At 43.0% G+C, this 17357-nt stretch carries 15 protein-coding genes; 8 read left to right on the top strand and 7 right to left on the bottom strand.

The features are described from left to right. Positions 1-63: 63 nt before the first annotated feature. The 5 genes from benB to ACP7BU_RS10000 form a co-directional block, all read right to left on the bottom strand. Positions 64-555, bottom strand: a complete 492-nt coding sequence (gene benB / locus ACP7BU_RS10020; protein WP_004647040.1) for a benzoate 1,2-dioxygenase small subunit — start codon at positions 553-555, stop codon at positions 64-66. After that, positions 552-1940 carry a benzoate 1,2-dioxygenase large subunit gene (gene benA / locus ACP7BU_RS10015; protein WP_425878498.1) on the bottom strand — a complete coding sequence of 463 codons (1389 nt, stop codon included), beginning with the start codon at positions 1938-1940 and terminating at the stop codon, positions 552-554. Before benA ends, benB begins: the two co-directional genes overlap by 4 nt. Before the next feature lie 71 nt (positions 1941-2011). After that, positions 2012-2932, bottom strand: coding sequence for a catechol 1,2-dioxygenase (gene catA, locus ACP7BU_RS10010; protein ID WP_086044786.1), 921 nt, complete (start codon positions 2930-2932; stop codon positions 2012-2014). 154 nt (positions 2933-3086) lie between these two features. Continuing rightward, the gene (gene catC, locus ACP7BU_RS10005; protein ID WP_004647036.1) at positions 3087-3377 is read right to left on the bottom strand and encodes a muconolactone Delta-isomerase; all 291 of its coding nucleotides are present in this window, start codon (positions 3375-3377) and stop codon (positions 3087-3089) included. Between the two features lie 13 nt (positions 3378-3390). Then, the gene (locus ACP7BU_RS10000; protein ID WP_004647035.1) at positions 3391-4500 is read right to left on the bottom strand and encodes a muconate/chloromuconate family cycloisomerase; all 1110 of its coding nucleotides are present in this window, start codon (positions 4498-4500) and stop codon (positions 3391-3393) included. 115 nt (positions 4501-4615) lie between these two features. Here ACP7BU_RS10000 and ACP7BU_RS09995 point away from each other — a divergent pair, with 115 nt between their 5' ends. The 3 genes from ACP7BU_RS09995 to ACP7BU_RS09985 all read left to right on the top strand — a co-directional run bounded on the left by ACP7BU_RS09995 (position 4616) and on the right by ACP7BU_RS09985 (position 8559). Next, positions 4616-5527, top strand: coding sequence for a LysR family transcriptional regulator (locus ACP7BU_RS09995; RefSeq protein ID WP_005246251.1), 912 nt, complete (start codon positions 4616-4618; stop codon positions 5525-5527). Between the two features lie 230 nt (positions 5528-5757). Next, entirely contained in the window at positions 5758-7131 is a 1374-nt protein-coding gene (locus tag ACP7BU_RS09990) for an MFS transporter (RefSeq protein ID WP_425878494.1), read from the top strand. Positions 7132-7239: 108 nt separating this feature from the next. Continuing rightward, positions 7240-8559: a DcaP family trimeric outer membrane transporter gene (locus tag ACP7BU_RS09985; protein WP_425878492.1), complete on the top strand. Its 1320-nt coding sequence runs from the start codon at positions 7240-7242 to the stop codon at positions 8557-8559. Between the two features lie 50 nt (positions 8560-8609). Here ACP7BU_RS09985 and ACP7BU_RS09980 read toward each other — a convergent pair whose 3' ends face one another. After that, entirely contained in the window at positions 8610-10031 is a 1422-nt protein-coding gene (locus ACP7BU_RS09980; RefSeq protein WP_425878491.1) for a PLP-dependent aminotransferase family protein, read from the bottom strand. 378 nt (positions 10032-10409) lie between these two features. On the opposite strand from ACP7BU_RS09980, the gene ACP7BU_RS09975 reads away from it, so the two are divergent. The 4 genes from ACP7BU_RS09975 (at position 10410) to ACP7BU_RS09960 (ending at position 15189) form a co-directional block, all read left to right on the top strand. Next, positions 10410-12047, top strand: a complete 1638-nt coding sequence (locus ACP7BU_RS09975; protein WP_425878489.1) for a long-chain-fatty-acid--CoA ligase — start codon at positions 10410-10412, stop codon at positions 12045-12047. 298 nt (positions 12048-12345) lie between these two features. Next, positions 12346-13368: a flavin reductase family protein gene (locus tag ACP7BU_RS09970; RefSeq protein ID WP_425878487.1), complete on the top strand. Its 1023-nt coding sequence runs from the start codon at positions 12346-12348 to the stop codon at positions 13366-13368. A gap of 42 nt (positions 13369-13410) precedes the next feature. Further along, positions 13411-14577 carry a fatty acid desaturase family protein gene (locus ACP7BU_RS09965; RefSeq protein WP_247143741.1) on the top strand — a complete coding sequence of 389 codons (1167 nt, stop codon included), beginning with the start codon at positions 13411-13413 and terminating at the stop codon, positions 14575-14577. Between the two features lie 261 nt (positions 14578-14838). Further along, positions 14839-15189 carry a hypothetical protein gene (locus ACP7BU_RS09960; protein WP_004280391.1) on the top strand — a complete coding sequence of 117 codons (351 nt, stop codon included), beginning with the start codon at positions 14839-14841 and terminating at the stop codon, positions 15187-15189. Between the two features lie 69 nt (positions 15190-15258). On the opposite strand, the gene ACP7BU_RS09955 is transcribed toward ACP7BU_RS09960, so the two are convergent. Then, positions 15259-15981 (bottom strand): HAD family hydrolase, encoded by a 723-nt coding sequence (locus ACP7BU_RS09955; RefSeq protein WP_278357001.1) that lies wholly within the window; start codon positions 15979-15981, stop codon positions 15259-15261. Positions 15982-16262: 281 nt separating this feature from the next. On the opposite strand from ACP7BU_RS09955, the gene ACP7BU_RS09950 reads away from it, so the two are divergent. Further along, positions 16263-17156, top strand: a complete 894-nt coding sequence (locus ACP7BU_RS09950; protein ID WP_005100231.1) for a LysR family transcriptional regulator — start codon at positions 16263-16265, stop codon at positions 17154-17156. Positions 17157-17357: the final 201 nt, after the last annotated feature.

The following is a 17357-nucleotide window of genomic DNA, read 5'->3' as shown; positions in this document are numbered from 1 at the left end:
AACTGAGCCTTTCAGCCAATTTTCCATCTGACCGAAAGGCATAACCTAGCTGTATAAACAGTCTTAGAGGTGATAAATGTCGATAACCTGGTTGATGTAATCGTTTTTCAGTACCACGTATTTGCTTAAAATTTGCGGTTTATCGCCTGAGAAATCGATTTCATAACGAGACATACCGAAATAGCTGTAACTTGTTTTGTAACGGAAGCTCAAAGTATTCCAGTTAAAACGTACAGTCACTTTGTCGCCATCACGTTCAACAATTTCAATATTGCTGATGTTATGGCAGGTACGTGTATCCGGCATGGTTGCAGATGAACGTTCAGTCTTGATCCGGAACACGCGGTCTTCTAAACCTTGACGGTCTGGATAGTAAATCAGGGAGATTTCAGACTGCGGATCTGTGGTCAGCTTGTCATCATCATCCCAGGCTGGCATCCAGAAAGACGCAGTAGGGGCATAACAAGTTAACCAATCATCCCATTGTTCATCATCTAAAAAGCGGGCTTCTTGATACAGGAACTGCGCAATATTTTCTAAAGTGATGTCGCTCATGCGTTTTCTCCTTCAGTAGATGCTGCAATTTCTTTTTCAGTCGCAATGCCTTTTTTGATCAATTCTAACCAGTACTGGTGCTGAGCCAGGTATAGACCTGCATCTTCAGTTTTAATACCAGACAGTTTTGGTTTTAAACCGATTTCATTGGCAGCATCGTCCGGGCCTTGGATCCAGTGTTTAGAACCACGGCACATGTCGTTCCATTCCAGCGCGATACCGGCATAACCTGCCTGACATGCACGGAATTCTTCAAGATCGTCTGGGGTTGCCATACCTGATGCGTTAAAGAAGTCTTCATACTGACGGATACGACGTGTACGTGCTTCCGGCTCTTCACCTATAGGTGCGATACAGTAGATCGTCACTTCAGTTTTATCGACAGAAATCGGGCGCAGGACACGGATTTGTGAACCGAACTGATCCATGAAGTAAACGTTTGGATAGATACACAGGTTACGTGAACGTTCGATCATCCACTTCGCCATGGCTTCGCCATATTGCGCAGTGTATTCATCTTTCTTGGCAAAGTTAGGACGGTCTTCCGGGTTAGCCCATTGCGTCCAAAGCAGCATATGACCGTGTTCAAAGCCGTAAGAACCACCGCCTTGTTTGCCCCATGCGCCTGCGCTCATGGCACGGATGTTGTCACCCGCCTGTTTTTCTTTACGTTGCTGAGTGGTTGCAGCATAGTTCCAATGTACAGCAGACACGTGATAACCATCAGCACCGTTTTCAGCAGTCAACTTCCAGTTACCTTCATAGGTATAAGTCGAAGAACCACGTAAAACTTCCAGACCTTGTTCAGACTGATCCACGATCATGTCAATGATTTTGGTCGCTTCACCCAGGTATTCTTCCAGAGCAGGGACATCCGGATTCAAGCTGCCGAACAGGAAACCTTTATAGCTTTCAAAACGCGCAACCTTTTTCAGGTCATGTGAACCGTCTTTGTTAAAGCAGTCTGAATAACCCGCTTCAGCCGGATCTTTAACTTTTAATAACTTGCCGGAGTTATTGAACGTCCAGCCATGGAATGGGCAAGTATAAGTTGCTTTATTGCCTTTCTTGTTACGACACAATTGAGCACCGCGATGCGAACAGGCATTGATCATGGCATTCAGTTCACCTTGACGGTTACGTGCAATGATGATCGGCTGACGACCCATATAGGTAGTATAGAAGTCGTTATTGTTTGGAATCTGGCTTTCATGTGCCAGATAAACCCAATTGCCTTCAAAGATGTATTTCATCTCAAGGTCAAACAGGGCCTGGTCTGTAAATACTGAACGGTGTAGTTTAAATTCACCAGATTCATAATCATCAACCAGTAATTCGTCAATGCGGTCTAAATGGCTGGTGTTAATTACGGGAATACGAGGCATGTCCTTTCTCCGACTTTCCAAGGGGGAAGTCAGCGGGATATATCTCACGGCATATCCCGCTTCTTAATGTATTAAGCGCTAGCGCGGCGACGATCAACTTCAGTAGAAGGTGCGTCTTGTTTCTCTTTCACAAGTTCAATATCAAATTGAATGTGTTTGAAAGGACCTTTCAGACCACGTTTTGCAATTTCAGCTTCATCAGTCACGTCAACCGCAGTTGCCACCAAGCCTTCACGAGTCGCGAATGCAAAGTCATCCCACAGGTATTGGTCGCCTTCAATATTGAATTGAGTAGTCAGCTTGCGGTAACCCGGTGCAGATACGAAGTAATGTACGTGCGATGGACGGTTACCGTGACGGCCTAATTTGTCCAGTACAAACTGAGTTGTACCTTCTGGAGGGCAGCCATAACCTACTGGCATTGTAGTCAATGCAGTATATTGACCATCTGCAGCGGTAATGATGCTGCGACGCAAGTTAAAGTCAGACTGTGACTTGTCAAAGAATGAGTAGTTGCCCAGGCTGTTTGCATGCCAGATTTCAACTTTAGCACCTTCAACACGGTTGCCGTCAGTATCCGTCACTGTACCTTCAATGATTAAAGTCGGGATTTTGCCTTCTTCAGAACCATCATCCATACGTGCAAAGCTTACTGTTTCAGGTGCACCAGCGACATAAAGTGGGCCTTCAATCGTACGTGGCGTACCGCCAGTAATACCTGCTTTAGCATCCGCTTCATCAGCACGTAAGTCTAGGTAGTGTTCCAGACCCAAACCTGCAGCCAATAAACCTAATTCGTTCGCTTGACCGGCATCAGTAAAGTATTCCAGACCTTTCCACAGTTCTGACTGAGAAATATCAAGATCTTCGATAGCCTGGAAAAGGTCACCCAATAAACGCACAACAACTTGTTGTACACGTTCATCTACAGGACCTGTCGCTGTATCAACGTTCATTTGCTTAACTAATGCATCAATTTCTTGGCGATTCATACTATTGCTCCTAAAGTATGTCTTTCATCTTTTAGTGGCGCACTTTTTTAGCTTTCATTGGCTGGCTAAATCTGGCTGGCCACAATCCTTGTTGAGGTACCCTCTGTTTTCGATTTGGAAGGGGAATCCGGTGACTCCCAATCCGCTCATTTAATCAACTGTCGTCATCTCGAACTGAAGATGGGTGACGGTTTAATGCCATTACTTCAATGTTCATATAAGGATAGAGAGGCAAGCCTTGTAACAGGTTGTGCAACTCTTCATTGCTTTCAACATCAAAAATACTGATGTTTGAGTACTGGCCCGTGATGCGCCAGATATGACGCCATTTGCCTTGACGCTGCAATTCCTGTGAATAAGCCTTTTCAACAGCCTTAATTTCGTTTGCCTGTTCAACTGGCAGATCACGTGGAATGTTTACATCCATACGTACGTGGAAAAGCATGGGTTTCTCCTAATTACTGACGACGCAAGTTGTCAATCTTGTTTTCATCCAACTCAATCCCCAGACCTGGTCCTTTCGGAATCTCAAGTTCAAAGTTTTGATAGTTGAGTGGGGTTTTCAAAATATCTTCAGTCAGCAGTAGAGGACCAAACAGCTCGGTACCAAATGCCAGACTTTCAAAAGTAGAGAACACATGTGCCGAAGCAATCGTGCCCACTGGGCCTTCAAGCATGGTGCCGCCATACAGGTCAATACCTGCAAGTTTGGCAATCTTGCCTACTTCGCAACCTTCAATCAGGCCACCCGACTGGGCAACTTTGACTGCAAATACAGAAGAACCGTTTTGTTTGGCAATCTCATACGCTGAGTGCGGGCCCATTAACGATTCGTCTGCCATGATGGCAACATCAAAACGTCGGGTCAGACGGCGCATAGCGTCCAGGTTATCAATTGCACATGGCTGTTCGATCAGATCAACACCGCCATCTTGCAATAACTGGATGCCTTTAATCGCTTCCAGTTCTGACCAGGCACGGTTCACATCGACACGGATCGAAACGTCTTTGCCTAAGGCTTTCTTAATTGCCAGCACATGTTCAACATCTTCTTCTACCGGACGAGAACCGATTTTCAGTTTGAAAATGTTGTGGCGTTTTGCCGCAACCATTTTCTCTGCTTCAGCAATATCTTTTTCGGTATTGCCAGAAGCCAATACCCAAAGAACTGGAATACTGTCACGTAAGCGGCCACCGAGGACTTCACTTAATGGCAAACCTAAACGTTGTGCCTGAATGTCTAAAAGTGCAGTCTGAATCGCACATTTGGCAAAACGGTTACCATTAATATTCTTTTTAATTGCTTGTAATGTCTGTGCAACATTTAAACCGGATAATGTTTTTAAAAGAGGCGCAAAATAAGTTTCAATATTTACTTTTACGCTTTCCGGGCTTTCATCACCATAACCTAAGCCACCGATAGTTGTTGCTTCACCCCAACCGATGTAACCATCTTCAGTGGTGATTTTGACCAATACCAGGGTCTGGGTTTGCATCGTCGCCACTGCCATCTTGTGAGGGCGAATGGTTGGAATTTCTACCAGCAAGGTTTCAACTGACTTATACATAATACGGGTTCACATTCTTGCTTTAATGCTTTGACTTGATATACCTTAAAAGAATAATGTTGATTGGTCTAAGATCGATTTAGCATCTTTTTATACTTTAAAGGTATTTAGAGCCATGGAACTCAGACATTTGCGTTACTTCGTTGCCGTCGTCGAAGAACAAAGTTTTACCAAAGCGGCAGAAAAACTGTTTATTGCTCAGCCACCTTTAAGCAGACAGATACAAAATCTGGAACAGGAACTGGATATTCAGCTCTTTGAAAGAGGGAGTAGACCGCTTAAGACCACAGAAGCAGGTCAATTCTTCTATCAGCATGCGGTTAAACTTTTGTCTAATGCGGAAGAAATCAAATCGATGACCAAGCGGATTGGTATCGCGGATCGCACCATTAGCATTGGTTTTGTCGGCTCTTTATTGTTCGGCTTGCTGTCGCGTATTGTGTTTCTATTTAAGCAGCAACATCCCCAGCTCAAAATTGAGATGGTTGAAATGAATACCTATGAGCAGATTCAGGCGCTGAAAGAGGGAAGAATTGATGTCGGTTTCGGCCGTTTAAGAATCTCGGATCCTGCGATAAAACGGGTGTTATTGCGTGAAGAACGCCTAGTGGTGGCAGCTCATTCAAGTCATGTACTGGCTCATCGTGAAAATATACATTTATCTGAACTGGTCGATCAGCATCTGTTCTTATATCCGAATACTGGAAAGGCAAATTTCTCTACCCAGGTTCGTGGCATATTTTCTGAGTATGGTCTTGAACCGAAAAATATCCGGATTGTCCGTGAGTTACAGCTGGCACTGGGCTTTGTCGCTGCCGGAGAAGGCGTCTGCATCGTACCGGAAAGCGCACAAAACATTAAATTAGCCCATCTCAACTTTGTACCTCTAGCAGATGCTTTTGCAGTGAGTCCTGTGTTTATGGCGATGCGCAATATGGATGAAAGCGAATACATTCGTTACCTGTTTGATGCTGTGTATCAAGTTTATGATCTTGAAGCGCTAAAATACGATCGATCGGTATTTTAATCGCTAAAAATCGTGTGAATGATATAGCACCAAAAATCGATGAGGACGCGATAAAAACAAGCTGTTTTTAAAAACATCATGATTGAATAATATATTTATTAATTAATTGAATAGTTTAATTTGACCCAGACCTTATAGGTATAAAGCCATGCCTATTCAGTTTTAGACATTTTTTCCTATTTTCTGCATTGTGAGCAGCATAAGTTGAACTTCACAATTAGGAGGTGGAGATGTCTACAAATAAAGTGAATATAAATACGCTGATTGATGAAGCGAAATTCACACCCTTTCATTGGGGTGTTTTGATCTGGTGTTTGCTGATCATTATCTTTGACGGTTATGACCTGGTCATCTATGGGGTGGCGTTGCCGTTACTGATGCAGGAATGGTCGCTAAGTGCGGTACAAGCGGGCATGCTGGCCAGTACTGCCTTATTCGGAATGATGTTTGGTGCCATGAGTTTCGGTACTTTATCCGATAAACTCGGCCGTAAAAAAACCATCATGATCTGTGTGGCTATTTTTAGTGGGTTTACCTTTATCGGTGCCTTTGCCACATCACCAGTCGAATTCGGAATTTTACGTTTCCTGGCTGGCCTTGGAATTGGCGGTGTCATGCCTAACGTCGTGGCATTGATGACCGAATATGCGCCTAAACGTATCCGCAGTACGCTGGTTGCCCTGATGTTTAGTGGTTATGCCATTGGCGGGATGACTTCTGCGCTACTCGGTGCATGGTTGGTGCCACAATTTGGTTGGAAAATCATGTTCCTGCTTGCAGGCGTTCCATTGCTCATCTTGCCGATTCTATGGAAATATCTGCCAGAATCCCTGATGTACCTGACCAACAAACAACAGACGGCCAAAGCACACGATATTATTCAAAAAATCTCTCCGACACAGGTCATCACCAGTGACACCCAGTTTGTACTGAATGAAATACAAAAAGGGGATGAGGCACCATTAAAAGCACTCTTTCAACAAGGCCGTAGCTTCAGTACCTTTATGTTCTGGCTGGCATTCTTTATGTGCCTGTTGATGGTCTACGCCTTGGGTAGCTGGTTGCCAAAACTGATGATTCAGGCAGGTTACTCGCTGGGTGCAAGTATGATCTTCCTGTTCGCCCTGAATATTGGTGGAATGGTGGGTGCCATTGGTGGTGGATATCTCGCAGATAAATTCCATATCAAAAAAGTGCTGACTATCATGTTCTTATGTGGTGCCATTGCGTTGATTCTGCTTGGTTTTAACAGTCCACAATTCGTTCTGTATACCTTGATTGCTGTAGCAGGCGCTGCAACGATTGGCTCACAAATTCTGCTCTATACCTTCGTGGCGCAGTATTATCCATCGACAGTACGTTCTACCGGTATGGGCTGGGCATCAGGTATTGGACGTATTGGTGCAATTGTTGGGCCGGTACTCACTGGTGCTTTATTAACCATGAATTTACCGCATCAAATGAACTTCTTTGCAATTGCGATTCCTGGCGTAATCGCTGCGCTGGCAATTTTCCTGGTGAACTTAAAAACTTCCGTAGATGGCCAAGCCCTTGCAATACCTGATGTGAAGCCGAATCCAGTGGCAAAAGAAGCGACACATTAAGTTAGATTTCAATCAATAAAGATAATATTCCCAATGATATAGATCGCCATCGTAACGGGTGGTGATCTGTTGCTAGAATCAAAACGCATAATAAAAAGCGAGTTTAGGATGAACACGACACAATTATTTAATCAAACAACAATCACATTCAAGCGCACAGTTCTGATGAGCATGATGGCAATGAGTTTAGGGGGCATCAGCTTATCGACTCAAGCACAAACCTCAGCTCAGTCGAATCAGCAGGAAATTGAACAACTGCGCCAAGAAGTTCAGGCTCTACGCGCACTGGTTGAGCAACAGCAAAGACAAACGGCTGTGGTCACTGCACATGTTGCAGCAACACCTGCTCCAGCAAGCAAACCTGTCATGAAAATTGCCAGTGGTGCCGAATTTAATCTTTATGGAAATATTCGTGCCGATGCCTCTTATCAGGCTGAAGGTGGTTCAGCAGCACGTATGTATAACCAGATTAATGCTGTACCTTTAGAAGGTGTCGGTGAGCGTAGTGATGAATTTAAATCTACTCTGGCTGCAACCCGTTTAGGCATGGATTTTAAAGCACCAGTCGGTGCTGGAGATAAAGCTTTAAGCGGTAAAGTTGAAGTGGATTTTCTGGGCGGCGCAAGCTTTGATAACTTGCGTATCCGTCATGCTTATATCAGCTATGCCAACTGGTTGATCGGTCAAACCTGGTCGAACTTTGCAGTGCCAGATTATATTCCGGAAACTGTAGATGCATTGGTTTATGCTGGCGGTTCAATTAAACGGACGCCACAAGTTCGTTATACCAGCACCATCAGTCCTGAAACCAATCTGGTATTTGCAGTAGAAGATCCTAAAGATGCAACCATTACTGGTATTAAACAACGTCTACCTGCTTTAACGGCACGTTTAAATCATAAATTTGCTGATAATCTTACAGTCAGTGCCCGTGCGATGGGGAATGAAAAGCGTGTCAATGAAGATGAAAAAACCGCATGGGGTGTAGGGCTTGGTGCCAAGTATGATGTTGTGCCGGGTACAACGCTCAAAGCTGACTATTACCATGTCAAAGGCGATAGCAGCTTTGTATCTTATGCAAATACGGGTGTGATTACCGCTGCAAATGGCGATTTATTACAAAGTGAATTTGATTCAATTTCAGTCGGCTTAACTCAGCAGTTTAATGATAAATTGCGCGGCACATTGGGTTATGGCTATATGAATTTTGATGAAGATCAAGCTTATATCAATGCAGTCACTGACAAGACCAAAGCCAATAAAGACTTATGGCAAGCGTGGGCCAACGTGTTCTATAGCCCAACCAAGCCTTTAAGTTTCGGTCTGGAATATGTTTATGGTGAACGTGAGGCATTAGGTGCAGCCACGAATGGCAGCACTAAGGGTGAAGACAACCGTATTAATGCGGTTGCTATTTACAACTTCTAAGACTTCTTTCAATGAGAGAGAGTCTGAGCTGTAACAGAAGCGTGGATGAATTAATCCGCGCTTTTGCTCTTTTGAAGAATGGTTTCTGTCAGCAGATTGACTGCATCTTCAACCTTGGCTGTCCATTCAAACGAACAATTCAGGCGAATATAATGTTGGCTGGCAGGCTCAGGCTTAAACAGCAGTGCAGGGGCAATTGAAATATGCTGTTGAAGTAATTGTTCATAGAGCTGTTGGGCATCGACTTCTTTAGGCAACTCAATCCAGAGAAAATAACCACTGGAATAATAGTAAATTTCACAGAGGGTGCCTAAACGTGCTTTAAGTTCCTGATAAAATTTCTTTTTATATTTTCCCAGATGCTGCCTTAAATGCCGCAAATGTTTTTCATAATAATGATGTGAAATAAATTCGACCAGCGCATTTTGAAGTAAGGGACTGACCGTTAAAGTACTCATGAGCTGTAAGTGCTGAATGGCATCGGAAAATGGGCCGGCATACACCCAGCCGACGCGTGCACCCATCCCCAGAGTTTTGGAAAAAGAAGAACAGTGCAGCACCATCTGATGCTGATCAAAATATTTAACGGGTAGCGGTTTGGATGAACCATAATTTAATTCCTGATAAACATCATCTTCGATTAAATACACCTGATATTCATACAAGAGTTCCGCAATTCTCTGTTTGATTTCAGAACTGACGGTAAAACCAATCGGATTATGGACATTCAGCATCAGCCAGCACACCTTGATCGGATACTGTTTTAAAGCCTGTTCAAATGATTCGAGATCGAAGCCAAACTGTGGATGTTCCGGAATCGTAATCACCTGTAATCCCAAACGCTCGGCTGCCTGCCAAGCGCCATAAAATATGGTTTTCTGCAACAGAATAAAATCACCGGGTTGAGTTAAGGCCTGTAAAGACAGATTCAGTGCTTCTAGTGCACCAGATGTAATGACAATGTCATCTTGATTGCAGGTAACTCCTTGTAATTGATAACGGTTAGCAATCAGTTGCCGCAAGTTCTGATTGCCGGGCGGCATATGATTCTGGTTGTTATAACTGCTTTTTCTTTTGGCCTGCTGCGCCAGAATCTGCATAAATTTGGCGTTATATAACAGCTCTGCATTGGGAAAGGCAGAACCAAAAGGCACAATTTCGGCTGACTGAGTCGATTTTAAATAATTAAATACCACCGAGTTGATTTGAATTTTAGGATTTAAACCAATCTGTACGAACTGTTTGCTATTGAGCAGTGCTTGAGTGTGTTCTGCAACGTAATAGCCCGATTTGTCTTTGGCATAGACTAGACCTTGTGCTTCAAGTTCCTGATAAGCATTGAGTACCGTCATCAGGCTATAACCAGATAATTGGGTCTGTTCGCGAAGTGAAGGCAATTTTTCATGTGCCTTCCATACGCCATTTTCAATCATCTGACGGATATTCTGTGCCAGTTTTTCAGACTTATACATACACTTTCTTGAACTATAACTGTTCTAATTATTTTGATTTATAGCATATTTTAAGATGCTTAATATAACAAAAGGGAGGACTAGGCTTATTGTCATTCTATTTTTAAGCTTGAGTCTTGATACACGACAATTAAAGTGAAAATCAGGTCTCAAATTTTCTGTGTAAATTTTATCTCTACATAAATTGTATTCCCATTTTTATACGCCTCAGTCACTTGGCTTAATTTGTCACAATTCGATACTTACAAAGTTAGATTTCCTTGCTAAATTCGATCCACATGATGATAAAAAGTAAGTTACGGTTTCAGATCGAGCCATCATGCAACTATAACAACGATACGCAAATACGGACCAATAACAAGCACAAAGGAGTGGAGAATGCTCGGAAATATGATGTTTCAGCCTTTACTGATCAGCAGCATGATTGAACATGCAGGACGCTATCATGCCGATACCGAGGTAATTTCCAAAAATACCGATACCACTATTACAGTGACCAATTGGGGAGAAATTCATCAAAACTCGAAACGTTTTGCCAATGCATTACAACAACTCGGCTTGGCGCAGGGAGATCGGGTCGCGACTATTGCCTGGAATAATCATCGCCATTTAGAGTCCTGGTATGCCATTTCTGGCAGCGGCCTGGTCTGTCATACGATTAACCCGCGCTTATTTCCGGAACAGCTCATTTTTATTATCAATGATGCTGCGGATCGCGTGGTGCTGTTTGATAAAACATTTGTCCCTTTAATTAAAGCCGTGAAAGCGCTGTTGACCTCGGTCGAGCATTTTATCTGTCTGGATGCGGCTGATCCGGCAGTTAGAGAAGCGATTCCAGAAGTTCAGTTTTACGATGATCTGATTGCCGGCCAAAATGCAGATTTTGAGTGGCCAATAATTGATGAAAACTCAGCAAGCTCTCTGTGTTATACCTCGGGAACCACGGGCAATCCCAAAGGTGTGCTGTTTAGCCATCGCTCTACGGTATTACATAGCTATGCCATCATTTTACCTGACTCCTTAAATGTCTCGGCTGCCGATATTATGTTGCCTGTGGTGCCTATGTTCCATGTAAATGCGTGGGGCACACCGTATGCTGCTGCGATGGTCGGATGCACCTTGGTTCTTCCTGGACCGGGTCTGGATGGCGCCAGTCTGGTCAACCTGATTGATACTTATCAGGTTTCGGTAGCACTTGGCGTACCGACCATCTGGCAAGGTTTGATTGCCGCCGCAAACCAGTCAGGCTCCAAACTGGAAAGCCTAAAACGAAATGTAGTGGGTGGATCGGCATGCCCACCGGCGATGCTAAGAGCTTTCAAAGAACAGTTTAATTGTGAAACGATCCATGCCTGGGGCATGACGGAAATCAGCCCACTGGGTACAGCGAATCAACTCAAGACCAAACATTTGCATCTGTCTGATGAAGAAAAATTACAGATTCGTCTATCCCAAGGTCGTCCACCATTCGGGGTTGACCTACGTTTGACTGATGCAGAAAAAGGGATGCATGAAATTGAACGTGATGGACAGACCACAGGAAATTTACAGGTCAAAGGGCATTGGGTCATCAGCCATTATTTCGGCAAGGAAGAGTCTGCACTGACTGATGATGGCTGGTTTGATACCGGCGATATTGCTACGCTGGATCAGGATGGCTTTATGAAACTCAGTGATCGTTCTAAAGATCTAATCAAGTCTGGCGGAGAATGGATTTCATCGGTGGAGCTGGAAAATATTGCCATGGGACATCCGGAAATTGCGATGGCTGCCGTGATTGCCGCCCAGCATCCTAAATGGGATGAGCGCCCGGTATTGATTGCCATTAAAAAGCCGGACAGCCAGCTAAGTGAAACTGATCTGCTGGATTATTATGCGGACAAGGTAGCCAAATGGCAGATTCCAGACCGAGTCGTATTTGTTGATGCGATTCCACTCAGTGGTACTGGTAAAATGCTGAAAAAAGATCTGCGTGAATTATATGGGACTATTCTTTTGGAGCAGGCAGCAGGTTAAAGCGTCATTTAATCTAAAAATCCCAACATGAAGTCAAAAAACTGATCTCGAATAGAGGTCAGTTTTTTTATGTATAGGCTAAGCAGCGTTGTCAGTTTAAAAATGCTTTTTCTCAATCCATATCGCCTTGATTGCTACTTTTAGACGATATTGTCCGACAAAAATTCATATTATATGGCTTAGGCACATAATTTGACCTGTATTGACATGGTCTCAATATGAGAATTCTTTATCCTGAGCAATATAATAATTAGACAGTTGTACATTAATGAAACTGTCTGCGGATAAGGGGATAAAAATGACAAGCATGCCAACCTATCAGCCGCATTGGATCCGAGAAGATTTCATTGATTTTATTGGTGAAAAAATCCATCCAACTTGGGCAATCAAAAAAGTTAAGGCTGCCGTTATGGGCATTCAAGCCATCAGCCCTGACTTTTTCAAGATTCACTTACGTCCAAATCATAATTTTAAAGCCAAGTCATTTCAGGCCGGCCAGAATATTGCAGTGACTGTCGGACTGGATGGCGTACGTCATCAGCGACATTATTCTGTGGTGACGGTATTGAAAAATGGTGATCTGATCATTGCGGTTAAACAGCAGGGCAAAGTGTCACGTGCCTTAAGCCTGATGCAAATTGGTGCCGTGATCGAAATATCACAGCCGCAAGGCGAGTTCACATTGCAAAAATCCACGCAGCCGATTTTATTCCTGGCTTCAGGCAGTGGGATTACGGCCATTTATTCCTTGCTGCAAAAAGCAGTGATCCAGTCTCTGGAACAGATCGACCTGATTTATTTCACTCGAGATGATGCCTTTCATGCTGAACTGAAAACCTTGGCTCTCATGCATCCAAACTTGAAATATCACCATTTCAATACCGTGGAACACCAGCAGCATCTGACGCAGAGCTTATTGCAAAAGCTGGTGCCAGACTTTGCAGAACGAAAAATTTACGCCTGTGGCTCAGCCGGGATGATGAAGGCTGCACTGAAAATCGTCGATAAACTAGAATTGAAATCCAATTTTCATTCGGAATATTTCCAGATTGTGGTCGATGAAAAAATTAAAGCACAGCCGGTACAGTTTTTAAGATCGCAGCAAGAGTTTCAGGCGCAGTCCAACTTACTGGAAAGTGCCGAAAAGTCGGGCTTGCGACCAGCGCATGGCTGCCGGATGGGCATCTGCAACACCTGTTCCTGTACCAAGGTCAGTGGTTCGGTACGGAATGTCCTGACCGGTGAAATTGATCATGGCAATAATACCCAGATCAAACTGTGCATTTCTCAGGCAGTGAGTCCTGTGGTGATTAATTTATAAACCATTGATAAGCCATTAATTAAACTATAAGAAGGTGCTCCCATGAATATGCAAATTGATTTTAAACGACATAGCAAAAGCCAATTTCTCAGTCCGGAACAGATTGAGGAATTCGGTGCCAAAGTCGATGCAATCCGCCGCGAGGTCATGGATGATCTGGGGGAAAAAGACGCCGAATATATTTATAAAATCCGCAACTTTGTCCGCTATAGCGAAATTGCCTCACGTGGCATGCTGATGTTTGCCGGCTGGTTGCCACCGGTATGGCTGGCGGGGACAGGTCTGCTCGGTCTTTCCAAAATCGTGGAAAATATGGAACTCGGTCACAATGTCATGCATGGCCAGTTCGACTGGATGAACGATCCGAGTCTGAACGGTGTGACGTATGACTGGGATACGATTTCAACTGGCGATGACTGGAAATACACGCACAACTATATTCATCATACTTATACCAATATTGTGGGGATGGATCATGATGTGGGTTATGGGCTAATTCGAGTTAGTGAATCGCAAAAATGGGAACCACGCTTTCTGTTCAATATTCCATTGGGCATTCAGTTAATGGTGTTTTTCGAATGGTATGTTGGCCTGCAACGCCTGCATTTGGAAGACGTGATTGCTTATAAAACCAAGACCTGGAAAGAAGTTTGGGAAGAAGCAGCACCTTTGCGCCAAAAAATGCGCCGTCAGGTGTTAAAAGATTATGTATTTTTCCCGATCATTGCCGGGCCAAATGCCATTCCGGTATTTACCGGAAATGCGGTGGCCAATGTGATTCGCAGTCTATGGGCTTCTGCCGTCATTTTTAACGGTCATTTCACTGAAGATGCTGAAACCTTTGAAATGGATAATACCGACGATGAAACCCGTGCCGAGTGGTATCTGCGCCAGATTCGTGGTTCGAGCAATTTTAGCGGGACGACCTGGCTGCATATTTTGAGTGGTAATTTGAGCCATCAAATTGAGCATCACCTGTTTCCGGATATGCCGGCCAATCGCTATGCGCAGGTTGCGCCAAAAGTTAAAGCGCTCTGTGAAGAATATGGCATTCATTATAACGAAGCGAGTTTCATCAAGCAGTTTTCTACCGTTTGGGTAGGTCTCGCTAAATGTTCTCTACCGAATCACTGGACTGAGCAGGTGGTTGAAAAAACCCATGCTGCCAAATCTGTATTCAACTACTTTAAAGCGAAACTATTGTCATAATTTTTAAGCTTTACTTATTTTACCGTTTTGGTACTCCTCAATAGATTTGGATGGTCTATTGAGGAATTTTTTTTTGACCTTTATCAGATTCAATATCATTAAAATCCTCCTGTTTATGAATAAAATATGGATACAGATTTCAAAAAATGACGAAAGCAAAACAGATCCAGTACTGCTGAAACGCTTTGCCTACAACAACCTGCTTCAGCCCTAAGGGCTTCTCTCTATAATGGCCGCGTCGTTACACTTAAGGTCTCAGTTTTGAAACATCTTAAATATTTTTCAGCAATTCCATTATTAGTACTTTTAACTGCTTGTAACACCACTGAAGCACCCGCACCAGATTATCAGGGCAACTGGAAAAACACCGTGGAAAATCCAAAACTTGAAAATATTCTGGTTATTTCAAAAAATGGTGAAAATTATCTGATTACCAATACGATCAAAGATAAGGAAACCGGTAAAACCGAGAAAAAGAATCCAATGCCCGCTGCAGTGAACGAAAATGGCATGCTTCAGTTGAACGCAGGTGCAGGTATGGTCGATTTTGCAATCGATGAGAAAACCGGAAATCTGGTTGGTTCAGGCTCAATCTATAAAAAAGCCAAATAGTCAGCAAGATTTTTAAGCCACAAATAGTATTCAAGATGTCATGAACAAGGATGCTTCATGGCATCTTTTTTAGTGGATGTTGTTATTGAATGAACTTAATAATTCAGCAAAATTTTCGACATAATAATTTGCTTTGGCTTTGATCAAATCTATTTCATGAGCGGAGTGCTGGTCATACATTGCCACTACCTCGATGCCCGCATGATTGGCTGCTTCTACACCGACTAGAGAGTCTTCAATAATTAGACATTCCTCAGGTCGAAGGTTAAAGGCTTGCAAAACATTCAGATAAACTTCGGGATGAGGTTTAATGTTCTGGACATTTTCACGGGTGAGAATCAAGGAAAAGTCCTCATCAAAGCTGATTTTAGAATTAATATTTCGATTGTTATCCTGATAGCGCTGTACATTGAATAAACTGGTGGTGGTGGTCAAAGCCAGTGATATCTGTTGCTGTTTTAAAGCTTGAATCAGAAGGTCTGCCTGAGGTTTCAATTCGACGATATGATCCAGAAAATGTCGGGAAATTGTATAACGACGATTTTTTACTTCTTCTTTAGCTGGTTCAAAACCGTATTGTTCTTTTAAAAATTCACAATATTCCAAATAAGGATCTGACCTATGTTTCAAAGCGGTAAGTTGAAGATCGCGTTGTTGCTGAATCTCATGTAAATCGACTTTTCTGTTGGATAGCTCATCAATCAGGGCTGCATCGACCTGATTCCAAATGCCTACGGAATCAATTAACGTACCATCCAGATCAAAACAGACCAGCTTTTTACCCTGAAACATATAAGATTTCTCTGTATTTTTACCATTTATTCGGTGGGGCTGAGTATATCGCATACGATTTAAATGTTTAACTGACCTGAGCAAACCGGGCTGGAAATTTTACGCTAAGGGACTTTTTAATGGATTTATTCAACTGTTAAAAGTATTTATTTACGGAAAATTACAGCGAGTTTAATCCTGAAAATAGTTGCGAAGTGTTATATTTTAATCTGACCCTCAATAGACTTATGCGGATGAAAGACCTGTCCGAATGATGAGAAAGTTAAAGGAAATGTATTTCTGTGTTTGAACTTGACTGTAAATTGCTCAGTATTTTTTATTATGTCTATAAATTTAAAAACGTATCTCAGGCAGCCGATCATTTAGATATGAGCCAGCCAGCGGTGAGCAATCTGCTGAATAAAATTCGCCAGCATTATGGTGATCCTTTATTTTTACGTATTGGCAATGAGATGCTACCTACGGATCTGTCCAAACAGCTCTTTCCCTTGGTCAGCGAAGCACTGAGCAAAGTTGAAGCAATCAATAATTTTACGATCAATTTTGATCAGGTCACTTCACAGCAGCGCTTTACACTGGCGATGACCGATGTATCGCATCTGGTGTTATTGCCAAAAATTTCCCAGTATCTGAAGCAGCATGCATCCCATATCCGTCTGAATGTGCGTCCGATTACATCGGAAACCAGTTATCAAATGGCCAATGGTGAGATTGATCTGGCTTTGGGCTTCTTGCCAAATCTGGAGAATGGCTTTTATCAGCAGAAACTGTTTGAACAATATTATGTGGTGATCGCGGCGAAAGACCATCCGCGGCTCACGGATGACAGCATCACGACCGAAGAGTATTTACATGAAACCCATATCGATATTGATGCCGGGATGGGGCATTACCATATTGAAAATGAATTGCTGAATCTGGAACTTAAGCGTGACATTCTAATGCGTCTGCCAAGTTATCTGGGAGTCGGACTGGTAGTACAAGAAACCGATGCAATTGCGACTGTACCTTATTATTTGAGCGAAGTATTACTATCGCGTGGCAATCTCAAGATTTTTAATGCACCAATTGCGTTCCCGACCTATTCTGTGAAGCAGTACTGGCATATGTCTTGTCATCATAAAACCAGCCATCAATGGCTACGTAATATGCTGCATGAGATTTTAAGTAAATAAGCTTGCAGCATAGAAGGCTTGATTTAATCTTCATCTCTAGATTTTAAACTCCCGGTTCAAGCCGGGATTTTTTTATTTTGGTACATCTTGATGCCTTTTTCAGAGCCTTGCACCTGAAGTGATCATTTCTAGCTCAAAAAAAAGTATTACGAATATAAAAAATAGTATTACCAGTTTGGCACGTCCTTTGCATTTATTTAA

This window comes from Acinetobacter sp. 40AMC3-4, from assembly GCF_049898185.1.
GTDB lineage: Bacteria > Pseudomonadota > Gammaproteobacteria > Pseudomonadales > Moraxellaceae > Acinetobacter.
Note: the sequence above shows the minus strand (reverse complement) of the source record. Positions and strands in the feature narration are given on the sequence as shown.

Bases quoted from the DNA above. Each gene is read 5' to 3' on its own strand.
- benB (WP_004647040.1), bottom strand. From the start codon at position 555: ATGAGCGACATCACTTTAGAAAATATTGCGCAGTTCCTGTATCAAGAA.
- benA (WP_425878498.1), bottom strand. From the start codon at position 1,940: ATGCCTCGTATTCCCGTAATTAACACCAGCCATTTAGACCGCATTGAC.
- catA (WP_086044786.1), bottom strand. From the start codon at position 2,932: ATGAATCGCCAAGAAATTGATGCATTAGTTAAGCAAATGAACGTTGAT.
- catC (WP_004647036.1), bottom strand. From the start codon at position 3,377: ATGCTTTTCCACGTACGTATGGATGTAAACATTCCACGTGATCTGCCA.
- ACP7BU_RS10000 (WP_004647035.1), bottom strand. From the start codon at position 4,500: ATGTATAAGTCAGTTGAAACCTTGCTGGTAGAAATTCCAACCATTCGC.
- ACP7BU_RS09995 (WP_005246251.1), top strand. From the start codon at position 4,616: ATGGAACTCAGACATTTGCGTTACTTCGTTGCCGTCGTCGAAGAACAA.
- ACP7BU_RS09990 (WP_425878494.1), top strand. From the start codon at position 5,758: ATGTCTACAAATAAAGTGAATATAAATACGCTGATTGATGAAGCGAAA.
- ACP7BU_RS09985 (WP_425878492.1), top strand. From the start codon at position 7,240: ATGAACACGACACAATTATTTAATCAAACAACAATCACATTCAAGCGC.
- ACP7BU_RS09980 (WP_425878491.1), bottom strand. From the start codon at position 10,031: ATGTATAAGTCTGAAAAACTGGCACAGAATATCCGTCAGATGATTGAA.
- ACP7BU_RS09975 (WP_425878489.1), top strand. From the start codon at position 10,410: ATGCTCGGAAATATGATGTTTCAGCCTTTACTGATCAGCAGCATGATT.
- ACP7BU_RS09970 (WP_425878487.1), top strand. From the start codon at position 12,346: ATGACAAGCATGCCAACCTATCAGCCGCATTGGATCCGAGAAGATTTC.
- ACP7BU_RS09965 (WP_247143741.1), top strand. From the start codon at position 13,411: ATGAATATGCAAATTGATTTTAAACGACATAGCAAAAGCCAATTTCTC.
- ACP7BU_RS09955 (WP_278357001.1), bottom strand. From the start codon at position 15,981: ATGTTTCAGGGTAAAAAGCTGGTCTGTTTTGATCTGGATGGTACGTTA.